The organism is Rhodanobacter sp. PCA2, from assembly GCF_013620825.1.
GTDB lineage: Bacteria > Pseudomonadota > Gammaproteobacteria > Xanthomonadales > Rhodanobacteraceae > Rhodanobacter_A.
Genome location: NZ_NJIC01000015.1, coordinates 25,779 through 42,463 on the forward strand (window position 1 = coordinate 25,779; position 16,685 = coordinate 42,463).

The window sequence follows — 16,685 nt, forward strand, 5'->3', positions numbered from 1 at the left end:
GTGAGCGAGGATTTCGTGCGCAACGCAGCCGAACGCCTGCGCCAGGTCACCGAGTTCCCCGAAGTCTTCTTCGAGCGCGTGATCGCCGACGGCAGCGTGCGCTCGGGCGGCGCCGTGCTGGACCTGCATTGCGGCGGCAGCAACGTCGCGCGCGGGCTGGCGGTGCGCGGCTGCGCGCTCACCGGCATCGACCACTCCGCACCGCTGCTGGCGCAGGCCGCCGAGCTCGACCGGCGCGCCGGCGTGACGGTGAGGCAGTGGCGGGCGCGGGTGGAGAACGCGGATTTTCCGCCCGCCTCGTTCGACGCCATCACCGCCGCGCAGTGCTGGTCAGCCTGCGACCGGCCCCGCACGCTGGCCCTGGCGCGCGGCTGGCTGCGTCCGGGCGGCCGCCTGCTGATCGCCCAATTCCAATGGCTGCCGCTGGCCGGCAATGTGGTACAGGACAGCGAGCGGCTGATCCTGGCCCGCAACCCCGGCTGGACCGGGCACAGCGGCAGCGGCCTGCACCCGCTGTGGCTGAAGGAGGTGGCCGAGGCCGGTTTCGCCGACCTGCGCAGCTGGTCGCTGGACGTGCAGGTGCCGTGCAGCCACGTGGCCTGGCGCAGTCGCGTGCGGTCCAGCCCCGGCGTGGCGGCGCTGGGCGACGAGGCGCGGGTGCGGCAACTGGATGTGGAGCTGATGGCGATGCTGTCCCTGCGCCACCCGGGCGAGCCCATGGTGGTGCCGCACCGCCTGTGGGTGGTGAGCGCGGCGGCGCCCGGCGGGGCGGGCTGAGACCTTCGCCGCGGCTGCACGCGGCGTGCCGGCCGGCGCGGTGGCGCGCTGCCCAGCTTGTATAGTGGTCAACCCTTCAAGGAGGACGACGGCGTCGCGGCGCCCGCCCATGTTCGCATTCGACTGGCTGACTGACCCCGCTGCCTGGGCCGGCCTCCTCACCCTGGTGGTGCTGGAGATCGTGCTGGGCGTCGACAACCTCGTCTTCGTCGCGATCCTCGCCGACAAGCTCCCCCCGCAGCAGCGCGACCGCGCCCGCCTGTTGGGCCTGGGCCTCGCGCTGGTGATGCGCCTGCTGCTGCTGGCCGCGATGTCCTGGCTGGTGCAACTGACCACGCCCATCCTCCATTGGCACGGCTTCTCGCTGTCCTGGCGCGACATCATCCTGCTGCTGGGCGGCGCCTTCCTGCTGTTCAAGGCCACGCTGGAGCTGCACGAGCGGCTGGAGGCCGACGACGACCACGGCAACGGGCGCCGCGCGCGGCCGCGCTTCTGGCTGGTGGTGGCGCAGATCGTGGTGCTTGACGCGGTGTTCTCGCTGGACTCGGTGATCACCGCGGTGGGCATGGTCGACCACCTCTCGGTGATGATGATCGCGGTGGTGATCGCGATGGCGCTGATGATCAGCGCCAGCAAGCCGCTCACCGCCTTCGTCAACGCGCGGCCCACGGTGGTCATCCTGTGCCTGTCGTTCCTGCTGATGATAGGTTTCAGCCTGGTCGCCGAAGGCCTGGGCTTCCACATTCCCAAGGGTTACCTCTACGCCGCGATCGGCTTCTCGATCATGATCGAGGCGTTCAACCAGACCATGCGGCGCAACCGCCGGCGCAGCCTGTTCAGCAGCCCGCACAAGCTGCGCGACCGCACCGCCCAGGCGGTGCTGCGCCTGCTGGGCGCCGGCGGCGAGGAGGAGGAGGACGCCTCCGCCGCGCCCGCGGCGGCCGACAGCGGCAGCGCGGTGTTCGGCAAGGACGAGCTGGCGATGGTGCAGGGCGTGCTGGACCTGGCGCACCGGCCGGTGCGTTCGATCATGACGCCGCGGCCGGAGATCAGCTGGATCGACCCGCGCGAGGACGCCGCCACGCTGCGCGCCGAGGTCACCGCCTCCAGCCACCACTGGCTGCCGGTGGCCGGCGACGACCTCGACCAGCTGGTCGGCGTGGCCACCTCGCGCGACCTGCTGGCCAGCCTGCTGGAACACGGCCGCATCGACACCGACGCGGTGGTGCGCAAGCCGATGACCGTGCTGGAGTCGCTCAGCGTGCTGCGCCTGATCGACGAGTTCCGCAGTTCGCCGCTGCAGATGGCGCTGGTGGTCGACGAATACGGCAGCGTGCTGGGCCTGGCCACGCCGGCCGACGTGCTGGAAGTGATCGCCGGCGAGTTTCCCGACGGCGGTGGCGACGACCCCGCCGCCGTGCAGGAAGGCGACGGCGCCTGGCTGCTGGACGCCAGCCTTGACCTGCGTCGGGTGGAGCACCTGCTCGGCCACCGCCTCAGCAGCGACGACGGCTTCTCCAGCCTGGCGGGTTACGTGCTGCAGCAACTGGGCCGGCTGCCGGCGGAAGGGGATCGTTTCGTCAGCGAGGGCCTGCAGTTCGAGGTGATGGCGATGGACGGCGCCCGCATCGGGCGCCTGCGCGTGCAGCCAGCCGGCTGAGCCCGGCTCGCCGGATCAGCCCGTCAGAAGCGCCCGACCCACGCCGATCGCGGCCATCACCAGCACCGCGGCCCAGGCCAGCATGCCCACCATGTAGCCGCCGCCGCGGCGCGACGCGTCGCCCAGGTAGGCCAGCGCATACCAGACGCGGCCGGCGATCCACAGCAGCCCCGCGATGCCGGCCCAGCCGGCGAAACCGTAGTGCACGGCCAGCCACAGCGTGGGCAGGAACATCAGCACCGCCTCCAGCGTGTTCGCCTGCACCCGGTAGGCGCGCTCGAACGCGGGGTGGCCGGTCGTGGCCGGCGCCTTGATGCCGTACTTCCCCCGCGCGTGGCCCACCGCGAACATGGTGCCGAACTGCAGCAGCACGGCGAGCAGGACGACCAGGGCGGGCAATTGCTGGAGCATGGCGGATCTCGCTGGAAGGGAGTCGCCAATGTAACGTCTGGCAGGACGGCCGGCGAGGCGCTATCGTCGCCCCGTGCACCCGCATGGGATGGAACTATGGACTGGCAGAAAGGCGAACGCAGTCAGAACGTCGAGGTCGACAGCGGTGGCGGTGGCGGCGGCCCGGGTTTCGGGGGCGGCCGCGGCATGGGCATCGGCGGCATCATCATCCTGGCGATCATCGGCCTGGTGTTCTTCAAGAATCCGCTGGCGCTGCTCTCCGGCGACCAGGTGGGCGGCGGCGCGCAGCAGACCACCAGCGGCGAACCGGCGCAGGTGGACCCGCAGCAGAAGGACTTCGTCAGCGCGGTGCTCGGCTCCACCGAGAAGACCTGGGGCGACGTGTTTGCGGCTTCCGGCCACACCTACACCGATCCCAAGCTGGAGCTGTTCAGCGGCGGCGTGAACACCGCCTGCGGCGCGGCATCCACCGCGGTGGGTCCGTTCTATTGCCCGGGCGACCAGAAGATCTACCTGGACCTGGATTTCTTCCGCGAGCTGCAGGACCGCTTCCATTCCAGCGGCGATTTCGCGCGCGCCTACGTGATCGCCCACGAAGTCGGCCACCACGTGCAGAACGAGCTGGGCGTGTTCGACAAGGTGCGCCAGCTGCAGCGGCAGGGCGTGCCGATGGACGGCGCCGACGGCCTCTCGGTGCGCCAGGAATTGCAGGCCGACTGCTTTGCCGGCGTGTGGGCGAACCGTACCGAGCAGCGCCTGCAGTGGCTGCAGCCGGGCGACGTGGAATCCGCGCTCAACGCGGCCAGCCAGATCGGCGACGACACCTTGCAGCGCGAGACGCGCGGCACCGTGGTGCCCGACTCCTTCACCCACGGCACTTCGGCCCAGCGCGTGAAATGGTTCAGGACCGGCATGACCAGCGGCGACATCCAGAGCTGCAACACCTTCACCGGCGAACCCTGAGCCCCACCGCTCGCGCTGGGCGCGGGGCCGGAGTCGAAGGGGCGCGCACCAGTACGCGCCCTTCGACTTCCACGCTTCTTCACAGTCCCCTCACCGCAAGTTTTTGCGTTCGCCGACAGTACCTGCGACAGCTGCCCGACCATCTTCCGCAGCGCTGCGCGCCGCCCTAGAATCCGCGATCTGCGCGCCTGGGGGCGCGCTTCCGCCCGCGTGCATGACCCACCCCTGCCTGAGCTGCGGCGCCTGCTGCGCCCATTTCCGCATCGCCTTCCACTGGTCCGAAACCGAACCCTTCATGGGCGGCACGGTGCCCGCGGAACTCACCGAGAAACTGGATCCCCACCGCGTGGTGATGCGCGGCACGCAGTCGAAGACGCCGCGCTGCGTGGCGCTGGTCGGCGAGATCGGCACGGCCGCGCACTGCGGCATCCACCCGATCAAGCCCTCGGTGTGCCGCGAGGTGGAGCCGTCGTGGGAATTCGGGCGGCACAGCCCCCAGTGCGACAAGGGCCGCATCGCCCACGGCCTGCGCCCGCTGACGCCGGAGGACTGGGTCGATCCCTCGGGCACAAACGAACCGCCGCTACCGCAGAGTGCGTGAAGCCGTGGGCGGCGCAGCCTGCGTACGCCGCGTGAACACTCAATCCGGCCGCGCGCCGTCGAAGCGGTAGATGTCCATGGCGAGGAAGCCCAGGTCGATGCCCGCATCGATGCGCTGTGCCTGCGCGCCGTCGCCGGCCGCGCCCAAGGCCACGTAGAGCGGCAGGAAGTGCTCGTCGGTGGGGTGGGCGTGCTGGGCGAACGGCGCCTGGCGTCGGTAGTCGAGCAGGGCGTCGATGTCGCCGGCCGCCAGCTTCTGTTCGACCCAGCCGATGAACGGACGCACGTAGGGCGCCTCGTGCTCCGCGCTGTAGCCGCTGCGCAGGTCGTGCAGGTTGTGGGTGATGCTGCCGGAACCGATCACCAGCACGCCTTCCTCGCGCAGCGGCGCCAGTGCGCGGCCCACCGCGTACTGGTGGGCCGGGCCAAGCTCGGGCTGGATCGACAGCGGCACCACCGGGATGTCGGCGGCGGGATAGAGCAGGTGCAGCGACACCCAGGCGCCGTGGTCCAGTCCGCGCTGCGGATCGAGTTGCGGCGCGAGGCCGGCATGGTCGAGCAGCCCGGCCACCCGTGCGGCGAGCGCGGGTGCGCCTGGCGCGGGGTAGCGCAACTGGTACAGCTCGCGCGGGAAGCCGTAGAAGTCGTGGATCGTTTCCGGCTGCGCGGCGCCGCCGACCAGGGGCGAGCGGGCCAGCCAGTGCGCGCTGGCGATCACGATGGCCTTGGGGCGCGGCAGCGCATGCGCCAGTTCCGCCAGCCGCGCGCCGGTCGCGCCGGGTTGCAGCGCGGTCATCGGCGAACCGTGGGAGATGTACAGGCTGGGCAGGGCAGGCATGGCGGATCGCCTCGTGGGGAATCGCCCCAGAGTAGGGGCTGCCGCCGCATTTGCAGCGGGCACGAAGGGAACGCAGCGTTGCCGCCGGCGAACGCCGCTGCCTCCGCCCGTCGCGGGCGGAGGCGGCAGTGCTTACTTGCGCGGCGGCTTGCCGCCGTGCGCGTGCGGCTTGCGCGGGCCGGGCCTGGCGCCATCGGGCTTGAAGTTGCCGCCCTTGCGGAAGCCGCCCGGGCGGCGGGCCGGATGCGGGCCAGGCTCGGCGCCGCCGTCGTCCTTGCCGTCCCACGCACGGATGTGCAACTGCTGGCGCGCCACCCAGACCTTCTTCAGGTGCTCGAAGATTTCCTTCGGCATGCCTTCGGGCAGGTCGATCAGGCTGTGGTCGCCGCGGATGCTGAGGCGGCCGATGTACTGGCTGTCCAGCCCCGCCTCGTTGGCGATGGCGCCGATGATGTTGCCCGGCTTCACGCCGTGGTCGTGGCCCACGTCGATGCGGTAGGTGATCTTGCCCGCCTCGGTGTGGTGCGGACGCGGCGCATGGCCGGCGAAGGCGCGCGGATGATCGTGTTCGGCATGGCCGCGTTCGGCGCGCTCGCGCGGGGCGCGTGCGGGCTTGTCGTGATGCTCGGCGCGTTCGCGCGGCGAGGCCTCGCGCTTCGGCGGCGGCGTCAGCAGCAGCGGGCGGTCGCCCTGGGCGATGCGCGCCAGCGCGGCGGCGATCTCGATCGCCGGCACGTCGTGCTCCTGCTCGTACTGTTCGATCAGTTGCTGGAACAGGGCCAGCTCGCCGGCCGCCAGCGTGTCGCTGATGCGCTGCTTGAACTTCGCGATGCGCTGGTCGTTCACGGCTTCCACCGTGGGCAGCTTCATCTCGTCGATCTTCTGCCGCGTGGCGCGTTCGATCGCGTGCAGCATGCCCTTCTCGCGCGGCGTGACGAACAGTATCGCCTCGCCGCTGCGCCCCGCGCGGCCGGTGCGGCCGATGCGGTGCACGTAGCTCTCGGTGTCGTAGGGGATGTCGTAGTTCAGCACGTGGCTGATGCGCTCCACGTCGAGGCCGCGCGCGGCCACGTCGGTGGCGACGAGGATGTCGAGCTTGCCGTCCTTGAGCTGCTGGATCACCCGCTCGCGCTGCGGCTGGGCGATGTCGCCGTTGATCGCGGCGGCGGCGAGGCCGCGCGCCTGCAGCTTCTCGGCCAGTTCCTCGGTGGCCTGCTTGGTGCGCGCGAAGATGATCATCGCGTCGAACGGCTCGGCCTCGAGGATGCGCGTCATCGCGTCCAGCTTGTGCACGCCGCTGACGAACCAGTAGCGCTGGCGGATGTTCGCCGCGGTGGTGGTGGCCGCCTTGATGGCGATCTCCACCGGTTCCTTCAGGTGCCTTTGCGCGATCTTGCGGATCGGCGCCGGCATGGTGGCGGAGAACAGCGCCACCTGGCGGGTGGGCGGCGTGGCTTCCAGCACCTTCTCCACGTCGTCGACAAAGCCCATGCGCAGCATCTCGTCGGCTTCGTCGAGCACGAGGTACTTCAGCTCGGAGAGGTCGAGCGTGCCCTTGTCCAGATGGTCGATCACGCGCCCCGGCGTGCCGACCACGACGTGCACGCCGCGGCGCAGCGCGTGCAACTGCGGGCCGTAGCTCTGGCCGCCGTAGATCGGCAACACCTGCAGGCCGGCCAGGTGCGCGGCGTAGCGCTGGAACGCCTCGGCCACCTGGATCGCCAGCTCGCGCGTGGGCGCCAGCACCAGCGCCTGCGGCTTGCCGGGCTTGAGGTCGATGCGCGACAGGATCGGCAGCGCGAACGCGGCGGTCTTGCCGGTGCCGGTCTGCGCCTGGCCCAGCACGTCGCGGCCTTCCAGCAGCGGTGGAATGGTGGCGGCCTGGATCGGCGAGGGCGATTCGTAGCCCACGTCGGTGAGCGCGCGCTGCACTTCCGGCGAAAGCGCGAGTGCGCCGAAGCCGGCGGTCGCCGGGGCGGAATCGGAGGACGGGGCGGACATGAGGGAACCTCGAGGTGGCATGCGCTGCGGCATGCGGGAGAATGGCAGCATTGTAACAGTCCGTGCGCTACCCACCGGGGCGGCGCGTTCGACAAACGGGAGACGAAAGATGCAGAACCGCCTGAAAGATCGTATTGCGCTGGTCACCGGCGCCTCCTCCGGCATCGGCGAGGCCACCGCGCTGGAGCTGGCGCGGCTGGGCGCCAGGGTGGCGATTGCCGCGCGCCGGCGCGAGCGGCTGGAATCGCTGGCGAAACAGCTCGGCGCACTCGGTGCCGAACCGCTGGTGCTGACCGCCGACCTCGGCGACGAAGCCGAGGCCCGGCGGATCGTGAAGGACACCGAGGCGCATTACGGCCGGCTCGACATCCTCGTCAACAATGCCGGCGTGATGTACCTGGAACCGGTCGCCGAAGCCGACCTCGGCCGCTGGCGACACATGCTGGAACTCAACGTGCTCGGCCTGATCGCCGCCACGCAGGCGGCGCTGGCCGGCATGCGCGCGCGGCGCGACGGCCACATCGTCAACATTTCCTCCACCGCCGGCCGCGTGGCCAACCCGAACGCGGCGGCCTACTCGGCCACCAAGTTCGGCGTGGTGGCGTTTTCCGAGGCGCTGCGCCGCGAGGTGTACAAGGACAACATCCGCGTCAGCGTGATCGAGCCCGGCGTGGTCGAGACCGAGCTGCGCGACCACATCGGGCATGCCGCGACCAGGGACGCGCTCAACGCCTGGGCCGACAGCATGCGCCAGTTGCAGAGCGTGGACGTGGCCGAGGCGATCGCGTTCTGCGTGAGCCGCCCGTCGCACGTCAACATCAACGAAGTGCTGATGCGGCCCACCGACCAGGAGCGCTGAGGTGGACCTGGCGCCCCGACTGCAGACGACGCGCACGCGCATCCGTCTGGCGGAAGAGACCGACGCGCCGGAACTGCTGCGCTACCGGGTGGCGAACCGCGCCCATCTCGCGCCCTGGGAACCGCTGCGCGAGGCGTCGTTCTGCACGCTGGCGCATTGCCTGCAGTCCATCGCCGAGGGTCGCGGGCATGCGCGGCTGGACCGCGGCTACCCGCTGCTGGTGTTCGACCGCGACGAGCGGGAAATCCTCGCCTCCTTCACGCTGGCGAACGTGGTGCGCGGCCCGTTCCAGGCCTGCCACCTGGGTTACGGCGCGGCGGCGCACGTGCAGGGGCAGGGGATCATGCACGAGGCGCTGCAGGCCGGCCTGGACTGGGCGTTCGGCGAACTGGGCCTGCACCGCGTGATGGCGAACCACCTGCCGCGCAACGAACGCAGCGCGCGCCTGCTGGCGCGGCTGGGTTTCGAGCGCGAGGGCTACGCGAAGCGCTACCTGCAGATCGCCGGCGTGTGGGAGGACCACGTGCTCACCGCCCGGGTTCGCCCGGACGGCTGAGGCGGCCCGTCAAGCCTTCGCGGCGGGACGGGGCCGCCGGCGGCGCTTGTGGTTGCCCGCGGCGTGCTCGCCGCCGCCCTGCTTCTGCGCGTGGGCGTGCGGGCGGTGACCCTGCGACGCGGCCTGCCCGCGCTGCTGCGAGCCTTGCCCGCGCTGCGGCGCGCGCGGCTGGCGCTGGCCCTGCTTGGGACGAGGCGCGCCCGCGTCCAGCCGCAGCGGCGAGGACGGCTCGAAACCGGCCACCTCGTCGATCGCGATCTCGTCCTTGAGCAGCTTGCGGATGTCGCGCAGCAGGCCGGATTCGTCGTGGCTCACCAGCGACACCGCCATGCCTTCGCTGCCGGCGCGGCCGGTGCGGCCGATGCGGTGCACGTAGTCTTCGGCCACCATCGGCAAGTCGTAGTTGATCACCATCGGCAACTGGTCGATGTCGATGCCGCGCGCGGCGATGTCGGTGGCGACCAGCACGGTGACGCGGCCGCCCTTGAAGTCGGCCAGCGCGCGGGTGCGCGCGTTCTGGCTCTTGTTGCCGTGGATCGCCGCGGCGCGCACGCCGGCGTGTTCCAGGTACTTCACCAGCTTGTCGGCGCCGTGCTTGGTGCGGCTGAACACCAGCGTCTGCCGGCGGCTGTCCTGCGCCAGCACGTGCAGCAGCAGCTCGCGCTTGTGCTCGGCGTCCACCGGGTGCACGTGGTGGCTCACAGTGGCGGCCACGGTGTTCGGCGGCGTCACCGAGACCTCGCGCGGCTCGCGCATGAACTGCAGCGCCAGCGCCTTGATCTCCGGCGCGAACGTGGCGGAGAACAGCAGCGTCTGGCGCTGCTTCGGCAACGCGCCGAGGACGCGCTTCAGCGCCGGCAGGAAGCCCATGTCCAGCATGCGGTCGGCTTCGTCCAGCACCAGCGTCTCCACGCCGGAGAGGTCCACGGTGCGCTGCTGCATGTGGTCCAGCAGGCGGCCCGGCGTGGCGATCACGATGTCCACGCCGCGGCGCAGCGCGTTGATCTGCGGGCCCATGCCGACGCCGCCGAAGATGGTGGTGGCGGAAATCCGCAGGTGCTTGCCGTAGGCCTGCACGTTGTCGAGGATCTGCGCGGCCAGCTCGCGGGTGGGCGTGAGCACCAGCGCGCGCGGACGGCGCGTCATGGTCGGGCCGGCGCCGGACAGCTTGTGCAGCAGCGGCAGCGCGAACGCGGCGGTCTTGCCGGTGCCGGTCTGCGCGGCGGCGAGCAGGTCGTGGCCGGCCAGCACCAGCGGGATGGAACCGGCCTGGACCGGGGTGGGTTCGGCGTAGCCCTGTTCGGCAAGCGCACGCAACAACGCGGGCACCAGGCCCAGCGATTCGAAGGACATGAAAATACTCCTGTGCAACCCGGAGCATTCATGCGGAACCGTGTTGCGATCTTGAGGGAATGAGGCGGTGAAGCCGCCAACGGCGGGGAAGCCGTGCGGCGATTATAGCGGAAGCGGCCGCCGCTGTCCGGCGCGGCCCGTGAACCGGTTCAGCCCGGGCGCCGCGCCACCACCAGGTAACTGTTGAACGGGGTGCGGCCGCGCAGCGGGCGTATCGTCACCGACAGCCCCAGCGGCTCCAGCGTGGCGCGCATTTCGTCCGCGGCCGGATAGTGCTGCGCGCCCACCCGCATCTGGCCGCTGACGCGCAGGAACCACTCCTCGACGCGGGTGGCGTGGAAGCGCCAGTTCGGCTCGCGCAGCACGTTGCGGATCAGCAGCACTCCCTCCGGCGCCAGCCGCGCCGCGGCCGTGCGCAGCAGCGCGGCCTGGCCGGCGGCCGGCAGGTAATGCAGCACATCCAGCATCGCGACGTGGCCATGGAACGCGGGCAGTTGCGTGGCGTCGCCGCACTCCAGCCGCAGCGGCGGCGGCGCCAGTGCGGCTGCGGCGATGCGCCCGGCCTCGATGCGGCGGGCGTCGAGGTCGATGCCCAGGTAGCCGTGCAGCAGGCCGCACTGGTGCAGGTACTGGCCCAGCAGCCCCAGGCCGCAACCGATGTCCAGCACGGGGTGGGGCGCGGCGCCCGCGAGCAGCGCGGCCGCGGCGGCGTAGACCGGGTCGCCGGCCAGCTTGCCGTGGGCATAGCCGCGCCAGAGACGGCCGGGGTAGCGTTGCGCGATCGCGCGCCGGCCGGTGCGATCGAGCGGCGTTGGGGTGGCGTCGCGATCGTGCATGCGGTGATGGTGCCTGCGCATCGCGACCGCAGGCAAGCGAGGCAGCGTGCTAGCCTGCGCCATCGCCCCGCGGAGCGCTCGCATGTCGCTGCTGTCGTCATTGCGTGAACTGAACCACGAGCAGCGCCACACCGTGCTGGCGAGCTTCCTGGGCTGGACGCTGGACGCATTCGACTACTTCCTGCTGACCTTCGTGATCGTGGCGGTGGCGAAGGAGTTCCACACCGACAACGCGGCGGTCACCTACGGCCTGTTCCTCACGCTGGCGGCGCGGCCGCTGGGGGCGCTGATCTTCGGCCGGCTGGCGGACCGCTACGGGCGCCGCCCGGTGCTGATGCTGGATGTGGTGCTGTTCTCGCTGTTCGAGCTGGCGACCGCGTTTTCCACCTCGCTGGCGATGCTGCTGGTGCTGCGCTTCCTGTTCGGCGTGGCGATGGGCGGCGAGTGGGGCATCGGCGCGTCGCTGGCGATGGAGTCGATCCCGGCGAAGTCGCGCGGCGCGGTCTCGGGCCTGCTGCAGAGCGGCTACCCCTGCGGCTTCTTCCTGGCCGCGCTGGCGAACTGGCTGCTGATCGACGCCATCGGCTGGCGCGGCCTGTTCGTGGTGGGCGCGCTGCCCGCGCTGCTGGTGCTGTACATCCGGCGCAAGGTGCCGGAATCGCCCGTGTGGCAGGAAGGGCGGCACGCGCGCGGCAAGGTCGGCATGCGCGCGGCGATGCACGGCCACTGGAAACTGTTCGCCTACATGATCGTGCTGATGACCGCGTTCAACGCCTTCAGCCACGGCTCGCAGGACATGTACCACACGTTCGAGGAAGTGAACCTGCATCTGCCCACCGGCTCCGGCACGGCCTTCCTGCTGGTGGCGCTGCTGAACCTCGGCGCGCTGGCGGGCGGCCTGTTCTTCGGCGCGTGGTCGGAGCGCGTGGGGCGCCGGCGCGCGATGATCGTGGCGGCGCTGCTGGCGATCCCGGTGATCCCGCTGTGGACGCACGGCGGCTCGCTGCTGCTGCTGGGACTGGGCGCATTCCTGATCCAGGTGATGGTGCAGGGCGCCTGGGGCGTGGTGCCCTCGCATCTCAACGAACTGTCGCCCGACGCGGTGCGCGGCACGCTGCCGGGCTTCGCCTACCAGCTCGGCAACCTGCTGGCCGCGGGCACCGCCACGGCGCAGACCTGGATCGCGCACCGGCACGGCGGCGACTTCGCGTTCGCGATGTCGGTGTGGATCGCGGTGGTGGCGATCGTGCTGGCCCTGCTGGTGTGGCTGGGGCCGGAGGCGCGCGGCGTGGGTTTCGGCCGTACCTCCGGCAGCGAGCCGGCGCGGACGCTCTGATAGAATCGGCGTTTTGCACCCATTCGAGAGACAGGCAATGAAGGCTGGCAAGGACAAAGTCGTCGCGCTGCACTACACGCTGAGCGTGGACGGCGAGAAGGTCGAGAGCTCGCACGACCGCGGCGAGCCGCTGTGGATCCTGCTGGGCCACGGCCAGCTCATCCCGGGGCTGGAGAAGGCGCTGGACGAGCATGCCGCCGGCGACAACCTGCAGGTCTCGATCGCCCCGGCCGACGGCTACGGCGAGCGCGAGGAAGGCCAGATCCAGCGTGTGCCGAAGAAGTACTTCCGCGACGCCAAGTACCTCAAGCCCGGCATGGCCACCGTGCTGGCGCTGAAGGAAGGCGGCCAGCGCGCGGTGACCGTGCACAAGGTCGGCATGAGCGCGGTCGACGTGGACCTCAACCACCCGATGGCCGGCAAGACCCTGGACTTCGACGTGAACATCCAGGAAGTGCGCGACGGCACCGAGGAAGAGATCAAGCACGGTCACGCCCATCCGCCGGGCAGTGCTGCGCACTGACCGGCTGATCGAGAGTCCAAGCAAAACGGCGCCCGCGGGCGCCGTTTTTCGTTCGCCCCCTCTCCCCTCCGGGGAGAGGGTTGGGGTGAGGGGCCGATCTCGCGGGAAGCTCCCGCCCCCTCTCCCCTTCGGGGAGAGGGTTGGGGTGAGGGGCCAATCCCGCGGGGAAGCTTCTTTCGGCCAGCATCCCCGCCATGCAGCAATAGCCCGCCTCGCCCCCAGGGGGACGGGGAAGGCGCTACGCTCAATCCAGCACCCGCCGCCCGAACGCGAAGTGCTCGCCCCAGTACGGCCCGTCGATGTCGTCCAGCCGCACCGTGCCGCCGCTGTTCGGGGCATGCACGAAACGCCCCTTGCCCACGTACACGCCCACGTGGCTGATGCGGCCGCCGATGTCGAAGAACACCAGGTCGCCGCTGACCAGCTTGGTCATGCGCTTCACCTTGCGACCGCCCTGATCCGCCATCTCGCCCGAGGTGCGCGGCAGCTGCAGGCCGGTGGCGTTGCGGTAGATGTAGTCGACCAGGCCGCTGCAGTCGAAGCCGCCGCTGGGCGTGTTGCCGCCCCAGCGGTACGGCGTGCCGACCAGCGCCATCGCACGGAACAGCACGTCGTTCGCGGCAGCGACCTGGCCGTCCGGCGCACGCGCCGGTTCGCTGGCCAATGCGGAGCGGGTGGCAGCCGGCGCGGCACGGCGCGGCGCACTGGCGCAGGCGGCAAGCAGGGCGATCGCGACGGTCAGCAGCGCGAGGCGGACCGTGCGCGCGGGCGCGATGGCGAATCGGGTGGCGGACGGCGTATCCACGGGACAACCTCGGCGTGGGATGCGCCGAGGTTATCAGGACCATAAACCATATTCAAATCAACTGGCTTCACGGTGTTATGAAGCCTTTTTCTCAGCTTTGTCTTCGGTCTTGCCGGGAAAGGGATGAACATCGAACTGAATCGGCACGCGCACGTAACCGTCGATGGGCCTGCCGTCCTTCATTTCCGGTTGGAAGTGCCATTTCCGCACGGTGTCGGTCGCTGCTGCAATCAGGTCGGCAGAGTCGGTGGTGCTGTGCTGGACGTCGTAAGTGATGGTGCCCACTGAGCCGTCAGCGAACACTTGAACCCGCAAAATTACCGTGCCCGACACCATGCCCTTGATCGCTGCGGCCGGGTAGTGGGGACTTTTGCCCGGGACGTAATTCGTATCGATTGAGTGGACCGGATGGTTGTCTGCAGCCGCCTGCGCCACGAACGCGCTGCCCGCCATCAGCACGGCAAGCGCGGCATGGCCCGCGCGGCGGCGCAGGGCGCCGGGACGTTGACGCTGGATCATGGTGAGTCGCTCCTTGAGTTGTGGCTCGGCGAGCCAGGGGATGAGCGTCGGCGCGGTGGCCACGCCGACGCTGTGCAGCAAGGTGTGGGCGTAAGCGGCCGCGTCGTGCGGCGCGTCGCGCAGCGCACGCTCGTCGCAGGCCAGCTCCTGGTCGAGGCGGAAGCGCGGCCGCGCCAACCACGCCAGCGGGTGGAACCACAGCAGGGCGGCGGCCAGTTCCGCGAACAGGTTCCACAGCGCGTCGCCGCGGCGCAGGTGGGTGAGTTCGTGGCGCAGCACCAGCCGCCGCGCGTCCGCGTCGTGGCGATCCATGAAGTCCGGCGGCAGCAGCATCAGGCTGCGCGGTGCCCACAGCACGGCCGGGCCGGCCGGGTGCAGGCGCAGCCGGCGCGGATCCAGGCCATCCAGCACCGGCTGCAGGCGGTCCGCCAGCGCCGCCGGCAACGGCCGCCCTTGCCGGCGCAGACGCAGGTATTGCACCGCCAGCCGCAACAGCATCGCGCCCGCGCCGAGCAACCACAGCCAGCGCCACCCATGCGCGCTGGAGGCGGCGTCGCTGCCTGCTGCGACGATGGACGCGGGCAGGGCCCGGATGGCGGGCAGCACGGTCCAGTGCGCGGGCAGGCCGGGCAACCACGGCAGCGCCATCGCCAGCACGGGCAGCAGCCACAGGCCGAAGGCCGGGGCGGCGCTGAAGGCCCGGCGCACGGGACGGCGCACCAGCAGCACCGCGCCCAGCGCCACGGTGACGAACAGCAAGGCACGCAGCAGCGTGGCGTCCATCTCAGCGCTCCTTCTTCTCGATGCTTTCGAGCAGCTTGCGCAGTTCGGCGATGTCCTTCGCGCCCAGCTTTTCGTGCTGGCTGAAGTGCGCCAGCAACGGGCTGAGCCGGCCACCGAACACGCGGTCGAGCAGGCTGCGGCTTTCCTGCGACTGCCACCGCTCGCGGCTGAGCGCGGGCGAATAGAGATAGCGGCGGCCGTCCTTCTCCGCGCTCACCGCGCCCTTGGCCAGCAGCCGCCCCAGCAGGGTGCGGATGGTCTTCTCGTGCCAGTCGCTCTCCCGCTGCAAGGCGGCGACGATTTCCTCGGAACTCTGCGGCGCCTTGCGCCACAGCACCTCCATCACGCGGCTTTCGGCCTCGCTGATCGCTGGAACGGGGTTCGGCATGGTTGCACCTGCAAGGATTACGGGCGTAGTCCGATTGAAGACTACGCCCGTAATCCTTGCGGCGCAAGAGTCATTTGGAGGCGATGTCGACCGTGCTTTCGGCCAGCGTGCGGCCGTCGCTGTTGCTGGCGCGCAGCCGGTAGCGGCCGGGACGCAGGTAGAGCTCGGCCGCCTCGTTGGGACCCATGAACGCGTAGCGGTCGGCGGCGATCGCGTCATCCGGTTCGGCGGCGTAGTGCGCGTCGACCACGCAGGGAATGGTGCCGCGGCACAGCGCCGCGCTGATCGGATAAGGGCGTCGCCTGCCGTCCAGCGTGAGCCAGTTGGCCCGTTGCATCTCGTTCGCTTCGACGACGTGGGGCAGGCCGGATTCGTCGCTGTTGAGCCGGTATCCGTACCGGTACTTGCCGAACGCGTCGAGGCTGAGGCTGGCTGGAAGGATCACGTTGATGTCGTAGGCCGCCGGGCGCGCGCTCCACGGCTTGCCGGTCTGGCGGTTGAGCAGGACCTCGGGCCGTGCCGAAGGAAAGGCACGCAGGAGTCGATGGTAGGCGTCCGAGGTATCCAGGCCGGTTTCGAGGATGTCGGTCTGGTCGACGCTCAGCGGCACCTGGCCGGTCAGCGCCTGCAGGCGCATCGCCATCGGCTGCACGCTGCCCAGGCGTTCCGCGGCCTTGTCGATGTGCGCGTAGCCGGCATGCACGAACAGCCGCGCATCGGGATCCTTCGCGAACACCTGCCGATACAGGGCCTCGGCCTGTGCGTTCTCGCGTCGTTGCCCGGAGAACGTGTTGTCGTAGGGGACGACGGTGAAGCCCAGCCGGATCGCCACGCGGATGATGTCCCCGTACAGCGGATCGCGCAGGTATTCCGTGCCGCTCTTGCGGACGGGGTAGCCGCGCCCGGCCAGGCCGGGATCGTCCGCGCTCAGCGCCTCCGCGGCGAAGTAGTTGAAGCCCAGGGCGCGCAGGCGCGGCAGCAGTTCCAGCGTGAGCCGGCGGGTGTGGGCGTCGTGGTGCGCCTCGTTGATCATCACGATGCGCCGCTGCGCCGCCAGCGCGACGATGGTGTCGGCCGCGTCGGCCGAGCTCCATTCCGCCGGCGTCGGCAGCTTGAGACCGGCCGGCAGGCTGTTCTTCAGCGGGAAACCGAACACGGCCTGGTCGTAGAGGCCCAGCTCGTTCTGCGAGAACGCCGCGAACTGCTGCGCCAGCAGCCGGTTGCCGCCCCGCAGCGACGGCACGGTGCGCAGGAGGTACTGGTAGCGGGCGAGCGTGGTGGGCTGGCGGTCCATCGTCTCCAGCAGCCTCAGTTCGACCGGGTCGAACGACTGCGCTGCCGCCCCGGCGCAGGCCAGCAGCGCGCCAGCAAGGCAAGCACGAGCAGCGAAACGGGCCGGCATGGCGAGGCCTCCGGGGACAGGCGGTCCCTATCGTGCATGCGCCGGGCGGCGCGTACATGACGCGCCGCAGCAAGG

17 protein-coding genes are annotated in these 16,685 nt (G+C 70.6%); 8 read left to right on the top strand and 9 right to left on the bottom strand.

Annotation, left to right across the window (positions count from 1 at the left end; translation table 11 throughout):
- Together PCA_RS05555 and PCA_RS05560 are read left to right on the top strand one after the other, a co-directional pair.
- Entirely contained in the window at window positions 1-777 is a 777-nt protein-coding gene (locus PCA_RS05555; protein WP_181301603.1) for a class I SAM-dependent methyltransferase, read from the top strand.
- 109 nt (window positions 778-886) lie between these two features.
- On the top strand, window positions 887-2,437 hold the full coding sequence (locus PCA_RS05560) for a TerC family protein (RefSeq protein WP_181301604.1): 1,551 nt from the start codon (window positions 887-889) through the stop codon (window positions 2,435-2,437).
- Between the two features lie 15 nt (window positions 2,438-2,452).
- Here the strand turns inward: PCA_RS05560 and PCA_RS05565 are convergent, their stop codons facing one another.
- Window positions 2,453-2,848 (bottom strand): MAPEG family protein, encoded by a 396-nt coding sequence (locus tag PCA_RS05565; protein WP_181301605.1) that lies wholly within the window; start codon window positions 2,846-2,848, stop codon window positions 2,453-2,455.
- A gap of 96 nt (window positions 2,849-2,944) precedes the next feature.
- Between PCA_RS05565 and PCA_RS05570 the strand changes: the two genes are divergently transcribed.
- Together PCA_RS05570 and PCA_RS05575 are read left to right on the top strand one after the other, a co-directional pair.
- Window positions 2,945-3,811, top strand: coding sequence for a neutral zinc metallopeptidase (locus PCA_RS05570; protein ID WP_181301606.1), 867 nt, complete (start codon window positions 2,945-2,947; stop codon window positions 3,809-3,811).
- Between the two features lie 214 nt (window positions 3,812-4,025).
- Window positions 4,026-4,412, top strand: coding sequence for a YkgJ family cysteine cluster protein (locus PCA_RS05575; RefSeq protein WP_181301607.1), 387 nt, complete (start codon window positions 4,026-4,028; stop codon window positions 4,410-4,412).
- 39 nt (window positions 4,413-4,451) lie between these two features.
- On the opposite strand, the gene PCA_RS05580 is transcribed toward PCA_RS05575, so the two are convergent.
- Together PCA_RS05580 and PCA_RS05585 are read right to left on the bottom strand one after the other, a co-directional pair.
- Window positions 4,452-5,249, bottom strand: a complete 798-nt coding sequence (locus PCA_RS05580; RefSeq protein WP_181301608.1) for a class III extradiol ring-cleavage dioxygenase — start codon at window positions 5,247-5,249, stop codon at window positions 4,452-4,454.
- 132 nt (window positions 5,250-5,381) lie between these two features.
- On the bottom strand, window positions 5,382-7,250 hold the full coding sequence (locus tag PCA_RS05585; RefSeq protein ID WP_181301609.1) for a DEAD/DEAH box helicase: 1,869 nt from the start codon (window positions 7,248-7,250) through the stop codon (window positions 5,382-5,384).
- 109 nt (window positions 7,251-7,359) lie between these two features.
- Here PCA_RS05585 and PCA_RS05590 point away from each other — a divergent pair, with 109 nt between their 5' ends.
- Window positions 7,360-8,109 (top strand): SDR family NAD(P)-dependent oxidoreductase, encoded by a 750-nt coding sequence (locus tag PCA_RS05590; protein WP_181301610.1) that lies wholly within the window; start codon window positions 7,360-7,362, stop codon window positions 8,107-8,109.
- Window position 8,110: 1 nt separating this feature from the next.
- Window positions 8,111-8,665, top strand: coding sequence for a GNAT family N-acetyltransferase (locus tag PCA_RS05595; protein ID WP_181301611.1), 555 nt, complete (start codon window positions 8,111-8,113; stop codon window positions 8,663-8,665).
- Between the two features lie 9 nt (window positions 8,666-8,674).
- Here PCA_RS05595 and PCA_RS05600 read toward each other — a convergent pair whose 3' ends face one another.
- Together PCA_RS05600 and PCA_RS05605 are read right to left on the bottom strand one after the other, a co-directional pair.
- Window positions 8,675-10,018, bottom strand: coding sequence for a DEAD/DEAH box helicase (locus tag PCA_RS05600; RefSeq protein WP_181301612.1), 1,344 nt, complete (start codon window positions 10,016-10,018; stop codon window positions 8,675-8,677).
- A 149-nt stretch (window positions 10,019-10,167) separates the two neighbouring features.
- Window positions 10,168-10,854 carry a class I SAM-dependent methyltransferase gene (locus PCA_RS05605; RefSeq protein ID WP_181301613.1) on the bottom strand — a complete coding sequence of 229 codons (687 nt, stop codon included), beginning with the start codon at window positions 10,852-10,854 and terminating at the stop codon, window positions 10,168-10,170.
- Window positions 10,855-10,936: 82 nt separating this feature from the next.
- On the opposite strand from PCA_RS05605, the gene PCA_RS05610 reads away from it, so the two are divergent.
- Window positions 10,937-12,190 (top strand): MFS transporter, encoded by a 1,254-nt coding sequence (locus PCA_RS05610; protein ID WP_181301614.1) that lies wholly within the window; start codon window positions 10,937-10,939, stop codon window positions 12,188-12,190.
- Window positions 12,191-12,227: 37 nt separating this feature from the next.
- Window positions 12,228-12,713, top strand: coding sequence for a peptidylprolyl isomerase (locus PCA_RS05615; protein ID WP_181301615.1), 486 nt, complete (start codon window positions 12,228-12,230; stop codon window positions 12,711-12,713).
- A gap of 244 nt (window positions 12,714-12,957) precedes the next feature.
- Here the strand turns inward: PCA_RS05615 and PCA_RS05620 are convergent, their stop codons facing one another.
- The 4 genes from PCA_RS05620 to PCA_RS05635 all read right to left on the bottom strand — a co-directional run bounded on the left by PCA_RS05620 (window position 12,958) and on the right by PCA_RS05635 (window position 16,610).
- Entirely contained in the window at window positions 12,958-13,488 is a 531-nt protein-coding gene (locus PCA_RS05620) for a C40 family peptidase (RefSeq protein ID WP_181301649.1), read from the bottom strand.
- A 105-nt stretch (window positions 13,489-13,593) separates the two neighbouring features.
- Complete coding sequence (locus PCA_RS05625; protein WP_181301616.1) at window positions 13,594-14,820, bottom strand: TonB family protein; 1,227 nt, start codon at window positions 14,818-14,820, stop codon at window positions 13,594-13,596.
- A 1-nt stretch (window position 14,821) separates the two neighbouring features.
- Window positions 14,822-15,208: a BlaI/MecI/CopY family transcriptional regulator gene (locus PCA_RS05630; RefSeq protein ID WP_181301617.1), complete on the bottom strand. Its 387-nt coding sequence runs from the start codon at window positions 15,206-15,208 to the stop codon at window positions 14,822-14,824.
- 70 nt (window positions 15,209-15,278) lie between these two features.
- Window positions 15,279-16,610 (bottom strand): hypothetical protein, encoded by a 1,332-nt coding sequence (locus PCA_RS05635; RefSeq protein ID WP_181301618.1) that lies wholly within the window; start codon window positions 16,608-16,610, stop codon window positions 15,279-15,281.
- Window positions 16,611-16,685: the final 75 nt, after the last annotated feature.

Excerpts from the sequence above, each read along its gene's own strand:
- PCA_RS05560 (WP_181301604.1), top strand. The coding sequence starts at position 887 with ATGTTCGCATTCGACTGGCTGACTGACCCCGCTGCCTGGGCCGGCCTC.
- PCA_RS05565 (WP_181301605.1), bottom strand. The coding sequence starts at position 2,848 with ATGCTCCAGCAATTGCCCGCCCTGGTCGTCCTGCTCGCCGTGCTGCTG.
- PCA_RS05570 (WP_181301606.1), top strand. The coding sequence starts at position 2,945 with ATGGACTGGCAGAAAGGCGAACGCAGTCAGAACGTCGAGGTCGACAGC.
- PCA_RS05575 (WP_181301607.1), top strand. The coding sequence starts at position 4,026 with ATGACCCACCCCTGCCTGAGCTGCGGCGCCTGCTGCGCCCATTTCCGC.
- PCA_RS05580 (WP_181301608.1), bottom strand. The coding sequence starts at position 5,249 with ATGCCTGCCCTGCCCAGCCTGTACATCTCCCACGGTTCGCCGATGACC.
- PCA_RS05585 (WP_181301609.1), bottom strand. The coding sequence starts at position 7,250 with ATGTCCGCCCCGTCCTCCGATTCCGCCCCGGCGACCGCCGGCTTCGGC.
- PCA_RS05590 (WP_181301610.1), top strand. The coding sequence starts at position 7,360 with ATGCAGAACCGCCTGAAAGATCGTATTGCGCTGGTCACCGGCGCCTCC.
- PCA_RS05600 (WP_181301612.1), bottom strand. The coding sequence starts at position 10,018 with ATGTCCTTCGAATCGCTGGGCCTGGTGCCCGCGTTGTTGCGTGCGCTT.
- PCA_RS05605 (WP_181301613.1), bottom strand. The coding sequence starts at position 10,854 with ATGCACGATCGCGACGCCACCCCAACGCCGCTCGATCGCACCGGCCGG.
- PCA_RS05610 (WP_181301614.1), top strand. The coding sequence starts at position 10,937 with ATGTCGCTGCTGTCGTCATTGCGTGAACTGAACCACGAGCAGCGCCAC.
- PCA_RS05615 (WP_181301615.1), top strand. The coding sequence starts at position 12,228 with ATGAAGGCTGGCAAGGACAAAGTCGTCGCGCTGCACTACACGCTGAGC.
- PCA_RS05625 (WP_181301616.1), bottom strand. The coding sequence starts at position 14,820 with ATGGACGCCACGCTGCTGCGTGCCTTGCTGTTCGTCACCGTGGCGCTG.
- PCA_RS05630 (WP_181301617.1), bottom strand. The coding sequence starts at position 15,208 with ATGCCGAACCCCGTTCCAGCGATCAGCGAGGCCGAAAGCCGCGTGATG.
- PCA_RS05635 (WP_181301618.1), bottom strand. The coding sequence starts at position 16,610 with ATGCCGGCCCGTTTCGCTGCTCGTGCTTGCCTTGCTGGCGCGCTGCTG.